This is a genomic window from Bartonella sp. AP4SXKL (genome assembly GCF_042195845.1).
GTDB lineage: Bacteria > Pseudomonadota > Alphaproteobacteria > Rhizobiales > Rhizobiaceae > Bartonella.
In genome coordinates this window covers 1-18,564 of record NZ_JBHIPA010000004.1, presented here as the reverse complement: position 1 = coordinate 18,564, position 18,564 = coordinate 1, and the positions used below count along the sequence as shown (strand labels likewise).

General features: G+C 38.0%; 15 protein-coding genes and 1 pseudogene. 8 read left to right on the top strand and 8 right to left on the bottom strand.

Annotated features, from left to right (window positions below):
• Nucleotides 1-1,616 precede the first annotated feature (1,616 nt).
• The 7 genes and pseudogenes from ACFIMI_RS03245 to ACFIMI_RS03215 all read right to left on the bottom strand — a co-directional run bounded on the left by ACFIMI_RS03245 (nucleotide 1,617) and on the right by ACFIMI_RS03215 (nucleotide 11,377).
• Entirely contained in the window at nucleotides 1,617-3,605 is a 1,989-nt protein-coding gene (locus tag ACFIMI_RS03245) for a MacB family efflux pump subunit (protein ID WP_375692236.1), read from the bottom strand.
• 3 nt (nucleotides 3,606-3,608) lie between these two features.
• Nucleotides 3,609-4,835 (bottom strand): efflux RND transporter periplasmic adaptor subunit, encoded by a 1,227-nt coding sequence (locus tag ACFIMI_RS03240; protein ID WP_375638250.1) that lies wholly within the window; start codon nucleotides 4,833-4,835, stop codon nucleotides 3,609-3,611.
• The gene (locus tag ACFIMI_RS03235) at nucleotides 4,832-6,313 is read right to left on the bottom strand and encodes an efflux transporter outer membrane subunit (RefSeq protein WP_375638249.1); all 1,482 of its coding nucleotides are present in this window, start codon (nucleotides 6,311-6,313) and stop codon (nucleotides 4,832-4,834) included. The genes ACFIMI_RS03240 and ACFIMI_RS03235 overlap by 4 nt, the downstream gene beginning before the upstream one ends.
• Nucleotides 6,314-6,374: 61 nt before the next feature.
• Entirely contained in the window at nucleotides 6,375-7,190 is an 816-nt protein-coding gene (locus tag ACFIMI_RS03230; RefSeq protein ID WP_375682657.1) for an exodeoxyribonuclease III, read from the bottom strand.
• Between the two features lie 33 nt (nucleotides 7,191-7,223).
• On the bottom strand, nucleotides 7,224-7,832 hold the full coding sequence (locus ACFIMI_RS03225; RefSeq protein ID WP_375645572.1) for an outer membrane lipoprotein carrier protein LolA: 609 nt from the start codon (nucleotides 7,830-7,832) through the stop codon (nucleotides 7,224-7,226).
• 121 nt (nucleotides 7,833-7,953) lie between these two features.
• Nucleotides 7,954-8,214: pseudogene (locus ACFIMI_RS03220) on the bottom strand (DNA translocase FtsK); the annotation flags it as partial.
• A 721-nt stretch (nucleotides 8,215-8,935) separates the two neighbouring features.
• Nucleotides 8,936-11,377 (bottom strand): DNA translocase FtsK 4TM domain-containing protein, encoded by a 2,442-nt coding sequence (locus ACFIMI_RS03215; protein ID WP_375638247.1) that lies wholly within the window; start codon nucleotides 11,375-11,377, stop codon nucleotides 8,936-8,938.
• Nucleotides 11,378-12,110: 733 nt separating this feature from the next.
• Between ACFIMI_RS03215 and ACFIMI_RS03210 the strand changes: the two genes are divergently transcribed.
• On the top strand, nucleotides 12,111-13,388 hold the full coding sequence (locus ACFIMI_RS03210; RefSeq protein ID WP_375681261.1) for a ubiquinone biosynthesis hydroxylase: 1,278 nt from the start codon (nucleotides 12,111-12,113) through the stop codon (nucleotides 13,386-13,388).
• A 1,578-nt stretch (nucleotides 13,389-14,966) separates the two neighbouring features.
• Here the strand turns inward: ACFIMI_RS03210 and ACFIMI_RS03205 are convergent.
• Complete coding sequence (locus ACFIMI_RS03205) at nucleotides 14,967-15,254, bottom strand: H-NS family nucleoid-associated regulatory protein (protein WP_015857007.1); 288 nt, start codon at nucleotides 15,252-15,254, stop codon at nucleotides 14,967-14,969.
• Between the two features lie 128 nt (nucleotides 15,255-15,382).
• Between ACFIMI_RS03205 and ACFIMI_RS03200 the strand changes: the two genes are divergently transcribed.
• From ACFIMI_RS03200 to ACFIMI_RS03170, 7 genes are all read left to right on the top strand, one after another.
• On the top strand, nucleotides 15,383-15,997 hold the full coding sequence (locus tag ACFIMI_RS03200) for a hypothetical protein (RefSeq protein WP_375692235.1): 615 nt from the start codon (nucleotides 15,383-15,385) through the stop codon (nucleotides 15,995-15,997).
• Nucleotides 15,997-16,626, top strand: a complete 630-nt coding sequence (locus ACFIMI_RS03195) for a TrwN protein (RefSeq protein WP_375613159.1) — start codon at nucleotides 15,997-15,999, stop codon at nucleotides 16,624-16,626. Before ACFIMI_RS03200 ends, ACFIMI_RS03195 begins: the two co-directional genes overlap by 1 nt.
• Nucleotides 16,627-16,743: 117 nt before the next feature.
• Nucleotides 16,744-17,043: a KorA family transcriptional regulator gene (korA, locus tag ACFIMI_RS03190; RefSeq protein WP_375613158.1), complete on the top strand. Its 300-nt coding sequence runs from the start codon at nucleotides 16,744-16,746 to the stop codon at nucleotides 17,041-17,043.
• Complete coding sequence (trwL, locus tag ACFIMI_RS03185; RefSeq protein WP_375613157.1) at nucleotides 17,006-17,323, top strand: VirB2 family type IV secretion system major pilin TrwL; 318 nt, start codon at nucleotides 17,006-17,008, stop codon at nucleotides 17,321-17,323. Before korA ends, trwL (ACFIMI_RS03185) begins: the two co-directional genes overlap by 38 nt.
• 137 nt (nucleotides 17,324-17,460) lie before the next feature.
• On the top strand, nucleotides 17,461-17,778 hold the full coding sequence (trwL, locus tag ACFIMI_RS03180; RefSeq protein ID WP_375613156.1) for a VirB2 family type IV secretion system major pilin TrwL: 318 nt from the start codon (nucleotides 17,461-17,463) through the stop codon (nucleotides 17,776-17,778).
• 145 nt (nucleotides 17,779-17,923) lie between these two features.
• Nucleotides 17,924-18,238, top strand: coding sequence for a VirB2 family type IV secretion system major pilin TrwL (gene trwL / locus ACFIMI_RS03175; protein ID WP_375613155.1), 315 nt, complete (start codon nucleotides 17,924-17,926; stop codon nucleotides 18,236-18,238).
• 109 nt (nucleotides 18,239-18,347) lie between these two features.
• On the top strand, nucleotides 18,348-18,564 hold a 217-nt coding region (locus tag ACFIMI_RS03170; protein WP_375613154.1), incomplete at its 3' end, for a TrbC/VirB2 family protein.

Genomic DNA, 18,564 nt, shown 5'->3' with positions numbered 1-18,564 from the left:
TTTGTTCTTTCGTAGACTAATTATTTGCTTCTTATACTTTATAGCGGGTGGTTTTAGAATTCTTTTTTATCTGTACAATATATTGATTTATAATGATAATATAGCGTCATTCATATTAAATTAGAACTCTGAATAACGTAAGATTTTCTCATTTCAAATCTGTTTATCTTGAATCAATCAAAACCACCCGCTTGCACATCACAAGCGGGATGAGTGTGTGGAGAAAAACTGTACAAGAAATGACTAAAAATGGCTCTTATGAACCGCCGCCTTAATGCAAGGTCTATCGCAACACCCACGAGCTGGCAAATATAATGATGGTGCCCAGCTTATTACTTCATAAGCGTAAAGATGGAGGTGCTCAATAGATTTACCATGAACAGCGTCGCAAAATAGGCTTGGATACCTTGAGAAATCTTTCTTTAAAACAAGAGTGTCAATGTGCAACACAATGGCGCTCTGTATCGGACTTGTAGCAGGAGGAAGAATACCATACCAACTAGACATACCAGTGCTCATCACTAGCGGCCATTATGTTCTTTAGCAACATAACTGCAGCTTGGTATTACGATGTTCTCTTACTTCATCTCACATCTGCTGAATATGAGCTTATTCTTTTTCAATGAATGAAAGCCCCTTTCATTCATACATCATTCAAAATAAGAAGCTATCCGCCTCTCAAACTTTTTGTCTTCCTCACCAAACTCATGAAATCAAACCCGCATCTCACGGTATTAGTTCTTAAGATCACGCCCCCTACCGAGTATCTGACGGCATCCTTACCCTAGAAACTCAAATGGCTTGTTTATCCTTCAGCTCCAAAATCATGAGATAAGGCAGAAAAAAGCGATGCCTTAAACAAAATATTCTAAAGAAAGCTAAGTTACTCGCATAAAGGAACAGAAAATGGCTGTGTCTTAGGTCACATTTTAAAACTTGAGCACGATCATAATTTATTTGCATAAACCTAAACACCTATAATTTGCACCAACTTCTGCAAAACTAAAAGTGAGAAATCCTCATAACCTCTTTTCCGAAAATCTTAAAAAGACTAAACGAAACCTCTTAAACTGCTCAACTATCTCGATACCAGTTCATTTTTTGGAAGAACGGAGGTTTAAGCTGTTTTTGGTATCAACCTTCTTTTTTGTTCTTTTGTTTGTTAGCAGATATACTATTCACTTCCCCCGCCTCTTTTTAGGTTAAATCTTAAGAATCGCCGCGCAGTATATTTCACTTGTCCTCCTCTTCACATCTCAGAAGACGAGAATTTTTAACAAAATTCAGTCTGCAAGCAATCTCATTCTAACGGGTTCTATTTAATTTCTCCTTAATAGGATTTACTTCCATAAGACTCGACAAGAAAGATTTAAAATATTCATCATGCATTCTCAAAACATTTAATGCCTCAAGAAGGCTTATATGCCTACCATATCTCACATGATGGGGTGCCCTATAAAACGTTCACCTCTAGTGGTACGCTCCACTTAATGAACAAAGCGTTTTCTAAAATAGAGCAGCAAATAATGCTAAACTTTTTCCATTCATGTTTCGCTTCATAAATGCTTCATCCAAGTGGAAAGCATCACGAACAAACATGCCCCAATTGATAAAGCTTAATCGCGTGAAAGAGCGACAACAGGGTCAAGCCGTGAAGCTTGCCGCGCTGGAGAAAAGCCAAAACATATTCCTATGAGGGTTGAAAAAGTAAGAGACATAATGATCGATTCAAGTGTATAAACCAAATGAATAGGTGCCTTAAACAGAAGAAACAAGCCACCTATAGAAAGTCCAAGCAAGATTCCCAAACCACCACCAATCACACAAACCAAAATCGCTTCAATGAGAAATTGCTGTAAAATATCACTTTGCCGTGCACCAACTGCCATACGCACGCCGATTTCATTGATCCGCTCAGAAACAGTGACCAACATAATATTCATCACCCCTATACCCCCCACAACCAGGGAAATAGCTGCAATTGAAGAAATTAAAAGTGTTAAAATATTTGTACTCTCCATAACACGTTCACGGAAAAATTCAGAATTTCTAATGAAAAAATCCTCCCCGCCATGCCGCATAATGAGAAAACGTTTTATCATGGTCTCCGCTAAATATGAATCAATATCATCAGCAATCCTAACAATAATTGCACGAACTTCTGTTGTACCAAGAAAACGCGTCTGCACTGTTGTATAGGGTAAATAAAGCTGTAAAGTATTTGATGTATCTCCACTTGCATTATTTTGCGAATCAACAACACCAATAATACGCGCAGGAACATTACCCACATTCACCACCTTTCCAAGGGGGCTTTCATGGCTATGGGGGAAAAGAACAGACAATGCTTCTTTCTCGATCACGAGATCAACCGCCCGATCATGGACACTTTTTTGATCAAAAAACTGTCCTTTGAAAACTTTGAGCCCCTGTGTCTGAAAAAATTGTTCTCCCACCCCCGCAATAATGGCATTGACTTCAACTGCACCAAAACGCACTTTCGAGCTTGCTGAAATCTGTGGTGTCACACCAGAAACATAAGGTAATCCAGACAAGGCTTCTGCATCAGCTTCAACCAAACTGGTTATTTTTTCTGCTTGTGGATCAGAAAAACTTTTACCAGGAAAAATGGTTAATGTATTAGTACCCAAACTTTTAAAATTTTCCAGAATTTTCTCTCGTGTACCATTCCCTAAAGCCACCATAGCAATAATCGCCCCAATACCGATAATCACCCCAAGCATTGTTAGAAAAGTCCGCATGCGATGTGCATTCATTGCCAACAGAGCCATCACAAACGCCTCACGGAATCGCTCAACAAAAGAACGAAAAAAGCCCAGTTTTTGTTGGCCTTTTAGATTTTGTTGTTCCTGAAGAGATTTTCCACCAACTTTTGTTTTTGCAACCCTTGACTGCTTATCAGCAATAATTTCCCCATCACTGATTTCGATAATACGCTCTGCTCTTTCAGCCACCTGCATATCATGGGTTACAATGATAATGGTACGCCCCTCTTGATGAAGTTCATCCAAAATATGCAATACTTCTTGCCCACTCTTTTTGTCCAATGCACCAGTTGGTTCATCTGCAAGAATGACCTCCGCATTATTCATGAGCGCCCGAGCAATAGAAACACGTTGTTGCTGACCACCAGAAAGCTGATTTGGACGATGATTTATCCGATCACCCATGCCCAAACGCGTTAAAAGATCCTGTGCCCGCTGTTTCCTTGCTTCCACGGCACATCCCGCATAAATAGCCGGAATTTCAACATTACCAAGAGCTGTCAATTCATTCAACAAATGGTAACGCTGAAAAATAAAACCAAAATGATTACGTCGCAAAGCCGACAATTCATCCGCAGAAAGGGAAGCTGTTTCTTTACCAGAGATCCAATAACGACCAGAAGTTGGACGATCAAGACAGCCTAAAATATTCATCAAGGTCGATTTACCTGAACCGGAAGCACCTACAATTGCCACCATTTCACCACGTTTAATGGTAAGATTGATGTTTTTCAAAACGGTAACAAACGCTTCGCCCGCAGGAAATTTGCGCACAATATTTTCCAAGACGAAGACAGCATCTGCTTGATTTGTGCTCATGCTTTAACTCTCGTCTTCGCTGTGCATGTGAGAAGACTCTGGCATCACTCCATCAGACGAACTAGTGACGACGACATCACCCTCGTTAAGTCCTGAAACAATCTCTGCCATAACCTTATTATTCAACCCAACGCTCACCTGTTTAGTAACCACCTTATTTTCCCCCACCAAAACAGAAACCCATGCTTTACGCTCTCTTGTCTCATCGCGTAAAGCATCACTTGGAACCAACAAGACATTCTGCGCGCGCCCTAAGATAATATGAACTTGAGCAGTCATATAGGTTCGCAAAAAATTGTCCGCATTATCAACATGTAGAATTCCATTGTAATAGATAGCCGATGATATTAAAGCACTAGAACCACTCACCATACCAGGATTAATACTCACATCAGCACGAATTGCTTCAGGAGCCGGCTCTACTTTTTCTAAAACGCCTTCATAACGACGCTGTGAATTACCTAGAACTGTAAAATAAAGTGGTTGTCCAGCTCGGACTTTAAGAACATCTGCTTCTGAGATTTGCGCCTTGATCGTCATCTTTGATAAATCACCCAAAATAACAATCGTTGGCGCCGACTGAACCGCATTCACATTCTGCCCTTCTTCCACAACTGTTGCCAAAACCGTTCCCGCTGAAGGGGCAGTGATGCGTGTATAACCTAAATTAACCTCTGCACTCTCCACATCAATTTGTGCTTGCACAATCTGCTGACGAAGTTGTTCAATTTGCGCCTCGCGTATTTTCACCTGTGTCGTAGCCTCATCGAGGTTCGCACGTGAAACCGCACGTGTTTCAATCATTTTTTTCTGACGCTCTAAATTTTTCTGTGCAAGAGAAAGATAGGCTTCTTGTTCTATCAAACTCGCATAATAATGCGATAATGCTGCTTTTTTTCTTTTTAAATCATTTTCCTGATCTGTAGGATCAATTTCTGCCAAGAGATCGCCTTCTTTCACAACACTCCCAGGGGAAACATGCATTGACACCACACGCCCTGTTGCTCGCGCACCAACAGCCACCAACCGGTAAGGACGTACAAGACCAGAAGCTAAAACACTTTCCTCAATATCCCCACGTTTCACCACCGCTGTTATATAAGTTGGAGTAGATGTTCCAAAAAAAACAGAACGTAACCATAACAACAAGAGAATGAGAAATATAGCAGTTAAAAAGAAGGAAAGTTTTTTGTGTTTTGTAATGAAATTTTTGAGTAAGTTTTTTTTCATTTCCCTACCTTTGCACGCGAACGAGGTGCATTATCAACGACTTCTGGACGCGATACATCAACAACGCCATCCCAGCCCCCCCCCAATGCTTTCATCAACGTGATATATTGCGTAACCAAAGAAACACGGCTATCTTTAAGCGCCATTTGTGCAGAATAATAAGAGCGATCAGCATTTAACAATTCAAGAAAACTAGTATTTCCATTCTCAAAAAGGTTCCGTGAAAGTTTTAAGGAATGAAGAGAAGCTTTATTCGCAACGATTAGCTTTTCTAAGCGTTGATGTTCCTTCGTTAATCTTACAAGCGCATTTTCTACATCTTCTAAAGCTTCCAACACAGCAGCTCGATAAGTAATAAAAGCTTGATCACGCTGCGCGCGCGCTACCGCAATAGAAGCCTCGACCTGACCTCCATTAAAAAGAGGAAAACGAAGACCAGGTCCAAAAGACCAGCCAATCGTTGAATTTTTCCATAATTGATCAATTGCCGTTGCTGCTGTCGAAATATTACCTGTTAAAGTAAGTGATGGATAACGATCTGCTTCACGTTGACCAATCCGTGCTGTCGCTTGCGCATATTGACGCTCTGCCCGTCGCAAATCTGGACGTGTTAACAAAATATCGGCTGGAATTCCTGCTGGTATCGGCCAGCGTGGTTGTGGAATCTTTGCATGCTTAGCATTTTTTTGTAAAAGATCCTTCAATGCCGTAGGCACACGACCAGTTAAGACAGAAAGGCGATGAACGCTCATTGCTAAATTCGCTTCCATCTGTGATATATCTGCTTCTGTATTTGCCATTTGTGCTTGCGCATTTGAAACATCAAGCTCAGAAACATCACCAGCTGTTAATCTAGCGCGCATCAGTTCATAAGTTTTACGTTGTGATACAGCAATTTGCCGCACAATAAACAACTTTTGTTGCCAGCCACGCATTTGCACATAATTTGTTGCCACATCTCCTAGTAATGTCACCATGGTAGCGCGCATATCTTCCACAGCCGCATCAAGGCCATAACGCGCTGCTTCAACCGCACGTTTATGCCCACCAAAAAAATCAAGCTCCCAGCTTGCATCAAAACCACTACTATACTGGTTTAACAATGCATCAGACTGTCCAGAACGACTACGGGTTCCTGAAATTGAATTGGACACATTTGGCAAAAGAGTTCCCACAACCTGTCCTAAACCCGCACGCGCCTCACGTACCCGAGCTTTGGCAACAGCAACATTATTATTTCCAGAAATCGCGTAATCCATTAACGCATCTAGAACAGGATCATTCAAATGCCGCCACCATCCGGCAAGCGCAACGGGCTGCCGTGCAGTCTGTGCAGATTTTTCTCCCCAAACTGCTGGAACACGAAAAGATGTTTTCTGGTAATTAGGACCAACCATACATCCTGACAAAAGCAAACACAACAAGACACTAAAAAATAATCCACGAGAAGCGCCCCATTTGAGATTTCTGATATACATCCAGTCTCCCGCATTCTTTCAGAATCATTATTTAATATTAATACTTTATTTACCTCTTATTTCAAACTTGACGTGAAAAATCAAATACAGTTTGCACAGGAATATGATCTGAAGGACGTTCCCATCCGCGCGCATCACGAAAAATCGAAAGATCTACAACAAAAGGGGCTAAATCTTGAGAAGACCAAACATGGTCAAGCCGCCGCCCATAATCAGTAAATGCCCAATCGCGAGCACGATAACTCCACCATGTGTAAAGCTTGGTAGGAACAGGAATATGCAACCGCATCAGATCAACCCATCCACCTTGACAACACAAATCCTGTAAACGCTCGGTTTCAATGGGAGTATGGCTTACAACCTTCAACAATTGCTGATGAGACCAAACATCCTCTGCCAAAGGAGCAATATTTAAATCTCCCACCAAAAGAGAAGAAAGACCATCGCCTTGATCCGCACGAATGGAGGACATTTCTTCTAAAAAATCAAGCTTATGACGAAACTTTTCATTCACATCAGCATCAGGGATATCTCCCCCAGCAGGAACATAAAAATTATGAATCCGCAAGCTTCTCCCATGGGCTTCCACAATAACTGAGATATAACGGCAATCTTGGTTTTGGCAAAAAAAACGCTTTTCTACCTTTTTAAAAGGCAAACGAGAAACAATAGCCACCCCGTTATAAGATTTTTGTCCACTCAATGCGATATGCTTATAACCCGCTGCTTCAAAAGCCTCCACTGGAAATAAAGCATCTGGACATTTTGTTTCCTGTAGACACAAAACATCTGTGGAAAAGAGTTCCAAATACTGAAAAACCTGTGCAAGACGCAAACGAATAGAATTAATATTCCAAGTCGCAATACGAAAGAACATTTGTTTTAATCCCAATGACGTAACACTCTTTCTTCATTTATTCGAAGGAAGTGCAAACATCCCATTAGCGAACCGGACGTCTGTCCGCACATTCATAATCTGCACAGTAGTTTCCAAATTTTGTTGGTCAACAATTGTCCACTGTCGCAAAGCAGAGCCTTTAGAATCAAAAACCATCCTTATTTGCCCTGCCCCAATCGTTTTATCACGCAGAACAATCGTTACAGCCCCTGGATCTTCGCGAAATGCGAACAAGCGCCCAGAAGATACATCAATTTTATCATCCAACAAAAATTTCATTGGCGTTTGCGAAAGTTGTGAAAAGTTCCAAGTATTCAAAGCCCGATTGTTAATACCCACAAATTGGCCATCTGAAATAATCTGTAAAGGCATTTTTTTGTAAATGAAACGAATTTTCCCTGGACGCTCTAAATAAAATGTCCCCTGAGACATTTTTCCCTTTGGACTAAACTGAATAAAATCACCTGTCATTGTTTTGATTGCCGCAAAGTGATTCACAACATTTTGCGCCTTTATCACTTTATTAGATGCTTGCGAAAAAACAGGAACAGTTAAACACCAAAAGATAATAATTCCCACCAACCCAAAGACTCTTCTTTGCAGTAAAAAAGACGTTTTCATAAAAAATGCTCCCAAGCAATACTTAATTGACTTTATAATTCATAACTTAAGTGATCAACGACGAATAAATACCCTTCTTTATAAGATAAAGATATTGTTTGAAAAAAATATCAAAAGATTTTTAAAAGTATTCTTCTTCGACAGTCTCCAAAACTTTTCGCTTACCCATATCATTAGCTGGACTAATGGTGCCTTCTTCTTCCATCCTTTCGATCAATGTGGCGGCACGATTATAACCAATGCCTAAACAACATTGAATATAAGAAGTTGAAGCCTTACGATCACGAAGCATAATAGCAACAGCTTGACAATAGGAATCATCTACTAAAGAAAAAGCTAAAGAAACATCCTTTTTTATTTCTTGCGGTATCGTTTCCAAATAACCAGTCTGCGTTTAAGTTTCCGAAATCATCAAATTTTCCTGATTTTCTGCTGATTTTCTAAACGCATAATATATTCTTTCCCACCCCTAATCTATGAAGCAACATAAATTATAGTCAATACATAATGGATTAAGGACTAAACATATTACTCGCGAACCTGAAAGCTCTTTTAAGTGTCAAAAATGCTTTTTTGACTTCCTTCCCACCCAAAAGAATAAAAATCTTCATCCGAACCACTCTGTAAACAGTTTGGAGTTTAGCAAATTTCACTTAGCTTCCCACCCCATATAATTCATTTATATTAAGACTCGACAGATCAGCCTTGCCCTAAATATTTAGAACGCACTTAAAAAGACACTAAAATATCAAGTCTTACATGCTTTTACACCCCTATACTCGCAATAACATTATTTTATACCAAGATATTGATTTATAATAATTTATCTTTTTAACTTAAATCATAACGCCAAAGACAATAAGATTCTCTCATCACATACTCTCTCATATTGAATCAATTCAAATCATTTGCTTGCACGTTACAAACAAGGTTGGTGTATGGATAAAAGTTATATAAGATAAAGAATCCCCTTATAAGGAGTCTCAAGTACCAAAGAGCTATCGCAAATTGAGAGCTGGTATATGAAAATGCAGACTTTCTACGATACAATAGGATAAACACTTGTTTTACAAGGTATTATAAAAAACAACTATAAAGATTTTTCAAAAGCGCTCTTCTTCAGCAGGCACTAAAATTTCTCGTTTCCCTGCGTGATTTGCTGGACTAATAATACCTTCTTCTTCCATCCTCTCAATCAATGTCGCAGCGCGGTTATAACCAATGCCTAAACGGCGTTGAATATAAGAGGTCGAAGCCTTACGATCACGAAGCACAATAGCAACAGCTTGACTATAGGGATCATCTTCTGAAGGAGAAGACAAAGAAACATCAGCACCATCCTCTTCAACTTCTTGCGTAATTGTTTCTAAATAATCCGGTCGTGCTTGCGCTTTGAGATGCGCAACAACCTGCTCCACTTCATCATCCGCAACAAAAGGCCCATGCACACGCTGAATACGTCCTCCTCCCATCATAAAGAGCATATCTCCTTGTCCCAATAATTGCTCGGCCCCCTGTTCGCCTAAAATTGTTCGACTATCAATTTTTGAACTCACAGAAAAAGAAATACGTGTAGGAAAATTGGCTTTGATCGTCCCAGTAATAACATCGACAGAAGGACGCTGTGTCGCCATAATTACATGGATACCGGCAGCACGTGCCATTTGTGCTAAACGTTGAACCGCTCCTTCAATATCTTTACCAGCAACCATCATCAAATCAGCCATTTCATCAATAATGACAACAATATAGGGCATAGGACTAAAATCAAGTGTTTCCGTTTCATAAAGAGGCTCACCAGTCTCACGATCAAATCCAACTTGAATTGTCCGAACCATTGTCTCTCCCTGACTTGCAGCTTCCCTAAGACGTGCATTAAACCCATCAATATTACGAACGCCTAGTTTTGACATTTTACTATAGCGTTCTTCCATTTCACGAACAGCCCACTTTAAAGCAATCACGGCTTTTTTAGGATCCGTCACCACGGGTGTTAATAAATGGGGAATGCCATCATAAACCGAAAGCTCAAGCATTTTCGGGTCCACCATAATGAGACGACATTGTTCAGGTGTCATACGATAAAGCAATGATAAAATCATTGTATTGATAGCAACAGACTTTCCCGATCCTGTTGTACCAGCAACCAAAAGATGGGGCATTTTTGCTAAATCTGCAACAACAGCTTCCCCCCCGATTGTCTTACCCAAAGCAAGTCCTAGCTTTGCTTTGCTGTCAATAAATTCTTGCGCCTGCAACATTTCTCGTAAATAAACCATCTCACGCTTTGCATTAGGCAATTCTATTCCAATAACATTACGTCCTGGAACCACCGCAACACGCGCCGAAATCGCACGCATCGAGCGTGCAATATCATCTGCCAAACCAATGATACGGGAGGACTTAATGCCTGCAGCCGGTTCAAATTCGTACAAAGTTACCACCGGTCCAGGACAAGCATCTATAATTTTTCCTTTGACTCCAAAATCTAACAAAACCCCTTCAAGCTCCTGAGAATTTGCTCTTAAAACAGCAGGAGAAAGTTTTGCATCCTTAACAGACGGTGGTGGAACCGAAAGATAATCTACAAGAGGAAGAACAAAACCACCCTTTGAAGAAGCTGTTAAAGACTTTCGATTTTTAACAGGAGAAACATAGGCTTTATTTTGATTTTCCTCACACTTTACTTTTTCACCTAAAAAAGTTGGCTCAATCCGATCAAATGGCTTTCCTTGCCCTTTACTCTGAAAACGCCTTTTGAAACAGAATAAACGAAAAAAACGCGCTTGTAAAAAATAAAAAAGATGCAAAAGAGCGCCACAAGTTGTCGCAAAAAAACCATGATTTTCACGATCCTCCTCTGCGGCATATTCCGTATCTTCTTCCAACTCAAAGACTGGATTAACGATTTCGTCTTTTGGAATGCTTTTTTCTTTTCTTTTCTTTGTTCGACGCCGCCATATTACATTACCAGCAAAAGCAGCGGTGAAAAAACCTAAAAGAATAAAAACAACACTGAAAAACACCGTGTAAGGAGGAGAAAGAAAAAGAGGAAAGACTGAAGAAGCAACACTTAAAACTTTATCTCCTAAAACCCCTCCCAATCCCATTGGCAATGGCCAATAAGTAAAAGAAGCAATAGGTGACATAAGAGCAAAAGCAATTAAAAAACAAATCGTTGATAGCACCCATAAAAAAAAGCGCAAAGTCAAATTGTAGATATTCTTTTGCGCCAACAAGAGAAAAGACCAAAATAACGGTGGCAACAAAACAGAAAGACTTGCCAAGCCAAAAAACTGCATAATAAAATCTGAAAAAATTGCCCCCATCCACCCCATAAGGTTTGTAACCTCATTTGTACTTGCATGGGTTAAAGATGGGTCCGCAACATTCCACGTCGCCAAAGCAAACACACAAAAAATAATAAAGCCCAAAAGCCCAAGCCCAATAAATACTCCTATCTGACGTAAAAACATCTCAATAAGACGCGAACCTTGAGAATTTCGCACTTCTAATGAATCATAAGGAGAAGAACTTCGGTGCATCTATCAATTCCAAATACAAAACTTTCATATTTTAAAGAGTTATAACTCCCTCTCTCTCTTAAAAAAGAATGAAGCTTAAACTCTGTGCCGATTTGTAAACAAATCGCCTGTAAACAATCCGACTTCTTATCTAGCGCGTTCTACCTTCTAATCACTTCATATCATTCATATACCCACCACCCTAAGAGACAATCGTTCATAAGGCGCACAAAAAGCCCTCCCTGAATATTTATCCACACGATCAACCAAAAAACACCTCATGTGTAAAGTGTTACATGGGTGCTATAAGCACCTTCCTAAACAAATAATATTTTTTACGCTACACCATGATAACGGCAAAATATGAATACTGTTTTAACCATCACGAATGACCACAATTTTTATCTATCATACTAACGAAATGGCCCCTTTCAGGACAAGCATACTGAAGCAACTCACACAACTAAAAAAATACACAACCATCTTTGTTTATTTTTAGTTTTCTTTTTTATCAACCAAGTGTAAAAAGAATTGAAGAAGATATTTAAAAAAGCTTATCCGATAAATCTGTAAGATGAATCACATAAATGATTAAGCAGAAAAACTCTGAAAAACCAATCTGTCATCAGATTGGCGCTAAAAAGAAACCTCGTTTTTGTAAAGCAGAGAGAAAAGTAAAGGTTAAGATATTTTAGCAATGTAAAAAGATATTCTTTTTAAAAGAAAGCAAACTATAAACAATGGAAGAAGTATTGTGTGTTCTAATCGCAATAAAAACGTACAACCCAATAAAAAAATTAAATCTCATAAAACTAAACAATGTGATCTGCTCATTGCAGGGGGGGCAGCTGTCGGTTTAACCCTAGCGATAGCACTCAAGCAAACAGCCCCTAATCTGAAAATAAAAATCGTTGATGCTGCTCCACAAGGAGATACCCCTGCTTCTAACATACGAACCATTGCCCTTGCTGCTGCTTCTATTCGTATGTTAAAACAATTACAATGTTGGGAATCTATAAAACCCTATGCGCAACCCATTCATTCAATGATCATCACAGATACAAGCACAAATGATCCTGTCAAACCCACTCTTTTAACCTTTGAAGGCGACATTAATCCCGGCGAGCCCTTTGCTGCTATGGTAGAGCATAGAGAACTCATCAACACTTTAAAAAAACGTGTCAAAGATCTCAATATCCCTGTTATTACAAACACCCGTGTCATTGATTTTCATCAAGAAGACCAACATACAACCGTCACTTTAAATAATGAAGAGGTTTGGCAAACAAAATTGCTTATTGCAGCTGATGGAGCCCATTCGAAATTACGCCAAAAAGCAGATCTTAAAAACTTTTCTCATCCCTATAAACAAACAGCAATCATCTGCACAGTTGAACATGAAAAACCCCATAATGGTCAAGCAATTCAACATTTTTTACCTGCCGGTCCTTTTGCTCTTCTCCCTCTCAAAGGCAACCGATCCGCCATTGTGTGGAATGAAGATCATAAAACTGCGCAATATTATCTCAAAGCTGATGCACTTATTTTTGAAACAGAACTCGAAAGACGCATTGGCCATCGATTAGGCAAACTCTCTTGGGATGGCGAACGTCAAGCTTTTCCTTTGAGTCTTTCTTTAACACGTCAATGCGTTAAACCACGTTTTGCTCTCGCTGGCGATGCCGCCCATACCATCCACCCCATTGCAGGACAAGGACTCAATTTAGGATTACGCGATAGCGCTGCGCTGGCTGAAGTGATTATTGAAACAGCACGACTAGGTCTTGACATTGGCTCCCTCACGGCTTTAGAGCGCTATCAAAGCTGGAGACGTTTTGAAATTGTCCGTATGGCTTTAAGCAATGATTGGCTTAATAAACTCTTTTCTAATGATAGCCTTCTTTTACGGATGCTCCGCGATACCGGCCTTGGAATCATTAATCAAGCACCAAAAATAAAAAAATACTTCATTCAAGAAGCTGCCGGACTCTCTCCAAATGCCCCACGTCTTCTACGCGGCTTCCCACTTTAAGCAAAAATTCATACTATTTCACTTTTTTTACAACCTTTGCCTTCCTCCTTCAAAGAACAAAAAATTCCTATCTCATCCAATCTGTTTACAAACCGGATTCCTGTCGAGTAATTTTTTCTTGACTTCCTCCTCCCATATTTCACTTAACATTAAACTCGACAAGCAAGCTACATTCTAAGAATATTCACCATACACTGAAAAAACGTTTAATATCTCAGAGAGGTTGTTGCTTTATATCACCACACCTTAAAAGAAGCCATTTCACGGCATAATAAAATAAACAAGACTTTTTAGCACACAACACTTTTATTTATAATAATAAGTTCATTGTTCTCATATTGAGTGAGAAATCTAAAGATCATAAAATACCCTTATTTCAAATCTCTCTCATGTTGAAGCAATCAAAATCATTCGCTTGCACATCACAAGCGAAAGTGTCGTATAAATAAAAACAATTAAACAAAGCGACAAAAGCCTCCCTCTCTCAAGAACTAAGGACTTTAGCAATATTGGAGGCGAGTAAAGTGTATAAGGACGCCGGCTTATACTTTTTATTGAAGTAAAAATGGTGGTGTACAATGAATTTTATATGATCATAGGGGCTTTTACGTTATACTATTCACGAGAAGCGCCATAAAATAAGCTTAGTTGCATTGAAAAATTTTTCTTTTAAAAAAGCGCGTAAATTGGAAACACAAATGCATTCCGTTTGGCGCATTCTGTTTCTCAGACAAACCCTTTAACTTATTGTGGAATACCACACAATTTTAGAAAAAATATTCCGATATATAACAAAGTATTCCGCACTCTATACCATCACACACAATTGTAAACCTGCATACCCCCCCTATTTCACACCATAAAAGAAGATAAACCGCAATAGAAATGATCCAATCCTTTTATTTTCAAATACACTCTTTATTCATTATTCATAAACGCTCATAAATGAATTTTAATCACAAACGCTCAGAAATATGTCATAAATTCTATAAACCCCATAACAGCCATAGAAATTTTCCATTTTCTACACACTCACTCATCTCAACTAACGATAAATAAAGTAAATGCCTCATATATAATCTTACAGAAAAAAGCCCAAACAAAATCTATAACATCAGGCTTGTTCTACAGAACAGTATTTCAAAAATATAAGTATACTAATTTATTAACATATTAATTGATAAAATTATCATTTTACATATTGAGTTAAAATCCCTATGCAATAAATTATTCTCATTTCGACCATTTTTGTAAATAATCAATAAAACTCTTTATTTACATAGACTAAAAAGAGCAACGTTAATGAAACGATAAAAAGAAGTAAAATATCCCCCCTCTCTCACATGCCAAAAGCAATTACAATATTCCAATCTGGCATCATCATTATGCTTGCCAGATTATGACAACAAGACCTTTTGCATTTAAATAAATTGTTCACGCTCCCTATCATTGTATTTGGTAACTCAATACTTTAATATATTCGTTCAGTATATTTATACAATTAAATTACCCAAAAGAGCATACTTCTTGCATTTACATTCCTTGGTATTCCCTTATCTTGTAAAGATCGCACACGTGTTACGTTACTTCGAGTTCATCAAGTGTATACCCATTCTCCAACCACTCTTTAATCCACTTAGGTCTACGTCCACGCCCATTCCATAATTCCCATTGGTTATTGGGATTTCTATAATGGCGCTCTTTGCTCACAAGATCAGCGATATCAATTCCATGGGCATTAGCAATTTCAAGAATTTTTCGTCGCGCATTTTGCTTTTCCTTTGCTTGCCGTTTTTTTAATTCCACATCGATTTGTGTACGCATCTCTTGTAGCTCATCAAAATTCATATTTTTGAGATCATTCACCTTAATTACTCCCCTTGCAAAAAAGAATCTTTTCTTGCCATATTTTAAACACAATTATAGACAATTTCTGTCTATTTATTATCGAAATTAAAATTACGATACATATATCACTTTGACGGAGATGTGCTTTGGACCACAAAGAGCTGTTTATTGGTATATCAGTTACCACCACTGCATCTTTTTTCAGTTCAATTGCTGAAACTACTAAATGCAGTGCTCAAGCGCCATCACACCTCTCTGAATCTTATGAATCAGTAGTCAAAAGTAAATATAAATCGTCACTCTATAAGTTATGGCAATACGCAACAAAGAACAAGCCCTCTCTGTATAATGATAGTGTAGTTCATTATGACAAGAAAACCTCCCCTCATACACAACGGCTTTTTACTTCGTATAAATTTTTTTTGAAAAGATTTTTGCAACTAGAGGATTATATAAAACAAGCAGCTTCAATACAGTATCAAAGATTATTATTTTTTAAAAGCAGCGCCTTTCTTCGTGATTCGAATAATATTGGTTGGCGTAATATGCTCTATTTTATTCAACACTTTTATCTTGTTGGTTGGATATTTGCATATATTAGAAATCTTCTTAGAAGAGAACAAAGCAATAATCACAAGGAATATTCTAAGCTAAACAATCTCATTCTGCAAATTTATAAAATCAAAAGACAACGAGAAAAAGCACAACACAGAATTAGCATTTGTATTAATAAAATTCTTCGTAATAAGGTGTATTGCTAATGATTGTTCCAGATTTCACATTTTTTGCTGCTGCATACATATCCAATACGCCCCCCATAGCATTTTCAGTTATCGCCAAACAAGAAGCGCGGGACAATGTCTATGTAACAGATGATAAAGATAACTTCTTCTATCAATCATCTCAGCTTAAGGAAACAATCGCAACAGCTGAACAGAGTGAACATAATTTTAACATAATTTTAGGGCAAATTGGTGTTGGAAATGTGAAATTGTTTTCTCTTTTTGATGCATTTGATTTTTGCAGAAATCTTACAGCTGCACAAAGCGCTTTAACTTACTGCTATGAACAAACAACATCAAAGTGCGTCTTTGAAAAAGCGACTTTGCAGTCTGTGCTGAATTTTTACAATACAGAAAACTCAAGCCACACCCGTATGCAAAAAGTTACTTCATATATTGGAGTAAAAGCTGCTGTACGAGGAAATGAAGACTTGCAGGAGCCTGTAAAGCTTAAAAAAGAAGAACCAGAACAGACAACTAAAGTAGATTCTCTTTCTCTCTCTTCAAAAGGAGAAGAAGATGCATTTACACATAAAGAAAGTAGCGCCAGAGATGCTTTTTCAGCTGAAGATTTTTCTTCATCGAGAAGATCACTGAGTGATGACTGATATTTTCACGAAAACCTAGAATTTTGATAGGATATTATAATGAAAGGTAGATAAGAAAATGTTAAAGCTCTAATTAGTAAGATTGAACAAAATCTCTTCTAATTGAGGGCAACGATAATGAAAATGATAGAACAAAACAGCGTTGATATGGCATTTAGTCAAAAAGCAGCACGTGAGATTACAGTCGTGATGCTTTCAGAAAGAGAATGGTATTTCACATTTATTTCTGATGATCCAATTACCGGAAAGCCAAATAAATATACATTACTTACACAAAGAGGAAAACTAAGAACTTGGGCTGATCCAAAATATCTCTTTAAGTTTCTTCATGAAAGAGGGGTCATTTGTGGGAGTTTTAATCTTAATCAGGATAAAGAACATGAAACAATTAAATATTCTTCACACAACAGCTCGTAATAAAATTGCTGCGTTTTCTGCAGCTTTAACTGTATTTTTTATGACCAATCCTGTATCCGCCCAAACAGCGGGTTTAGCTCCTGCAAAAAAAGCTTTAGAGGGACTCCAAACAGATTTAAAAACGATTATCCCCATTGCTGCTGCCGTGATACTTTTGTGCTTAGCAATTGGTTATGCAGGGCGCTACATCGGAAAAGACACATTTGTACGGTGGGCAATCGGTGTTGTTATCGCTGGTTCAGCAGCTGAACTTGCCAATTTATTATTTAAATCCAACTGATAAATCTATTTAAACATAAAATGTTTCTTTCATGAAATAAGAAACTTAGATTTCTGTATTTTTATTTAGCACAATAAAAACTATATCGAAAAAAGAGTTTATTTATACTAACTGTAATCTAAATTGGAATAAGCAATATGAAACAATTAAAAACTCTTCAAACAATAATTTGGAATAAAACTACTAAAGCCTCTGCAGCTTTAACTGTATTTTTTATGGCCAATCCTGTGTTAGCCCAAGCAGTAGTTTTAACTCCTGCAGACAACGCTTTAAAAGCGCTCCAAAAAGACTTGAAAGATATTATCCCCATTGCTGCTGCCGTTATACTTTTGTGCTTAGCAATTGGTTATGCAGGGCGCTATATCGGAAAAGATACATTTGTACGGTGGGCAATTGGTGTCGTTATCGCTGGTTCAGCAGCTGAGCTTGCTAATTTGTTATTTAAAAACACCTGATAAATCCTATTAAACACGAAGTATTTCTTTCATGAAAAAAGAATTTTAGACTTTAATACTTTTATTCCACATCAATTCAATGAAATTATCCCTATTTCATGGAAAAACTACTTGCGCCAAATACAATTTGATAAGGTTGAACAATATGAAACAATCAAAAATTCTTCAAACAATAATTTGGAATAAAGCTACTAAAGCCTCTGCAGCTTTAACTGTATTTTTTATGAGCAATTCTGCGTATGCTCAAGCAAAATTAACAAATGCAAAAACTGCTTTAGAGGGACTCCAAACAGACTTAAAAACGATTATCCCCATTGCTGCTGCCGTGATACTTTTGTGCTTAGCAATTGGTTATGCAGGGCGCTACATCGAAAAAGATACATTCGTACGGTGGGCAATTGGTGTCGTTATCGCTGGTTCAGCAGCTGAACTTGCCGGTTTATTATTTAAAACTGCATAAATTTTCATGAAAGAAAATTTAGATTTCAGTATTTTCATTGTATTCAATAAAAAACATATTGAAGAAAAGAGATTACTCATACCAATGTGATATAAATTGAGATAAAAATATGAAACAATTAAATATCCTTCAAAGAATAATTCATAATAAAACTATTAAAAACTTTGCAGTTTCAGCTGTATTTTTTATCGCTAATCCTGTGTTAGCCCAAGCAGTAGTTTTAGAGCCTGCAAACAAAGCTTTAACTGCACTCCAAACAGACTTAAAAACGATTATCCCCATTGCTGCTGCCGTGATACTTTTGTGCTTAGCAATTGGTTATGCAG

Coding starts and splice junctions, on each gene's coding strand:
- ACFIMI_RS03230 (WP_375682657.1), bottom strand. CDS start 7,190: ATGTTCTTTCGTATTGCGACTTGGAATATTAATTCTATTCGTTTGCGT.
- ACFIMI_RS03245 (WP_375692236.1), bottom strand. CDS start 3,605: ATGAGCACAAATCAAGCAGATGCTGTCTTCGTCTTGGAAAATATTGTG.
- trwL (WP_375613157.1), top strand. CDS start 17,006: ATGAAACAATTAAATATTCTTCACACAACAGCTCGTAATAAAATTGCT.
- ACFIMI_RS03215 (WP_375638247.1), bottom strand. CDS start 11,377: ATGCACCGAAGTTCTTCTCCTTATGATTCATTAGAAGTGCGAAATTCT.
- korA (WP_375613158.1), top strand. CDS start 16,744: ATGAAAATGATAGAACAAAACAGCGTTGATATGGCATTTAGTCAAAAA.
- ACFIMI_RS03195 (WP_375613159.1), top strand. CDS start 15,997: ATGATTGTTCCAGATTTCACATTTTTTGCTGCTGCATACATATCCAAT.
- ACFIMI_RS03240 (WP_375638250.1), bottom strand. CDS start 4,835: ATGAAAAAAAACTTACTCAAAAATTTCATTACAAAACACAAAAAACTT.
- trwL (WP_375613155.1), top strand. CDS start 17,924: ATGAAACAATCAAAAATTCTTCAAACAATAATTTGGAATAAAGCTACT.
- trwL (WP_375613156.1), top strand. CDS start 17,461: ATGAAACAATTAAAAACTCTTCAAACAATAATTTGGAATAAAACTACT.
- ACFIMI_RS03225 (WP_375645572.1), bottom strand. CDS start 7,832: ATGAAAACGTCTTTTTTACTGCAAAGAAGAGTCTTTGGGTTGGTGGGA.
- ACFIMI_RS03235 (WP_375638249.1), bottom strand. CDS start 6,313: ATGTATATCAGAAATCTCAAATGGGGCGCTTCTCGTGGATTATTTTTT.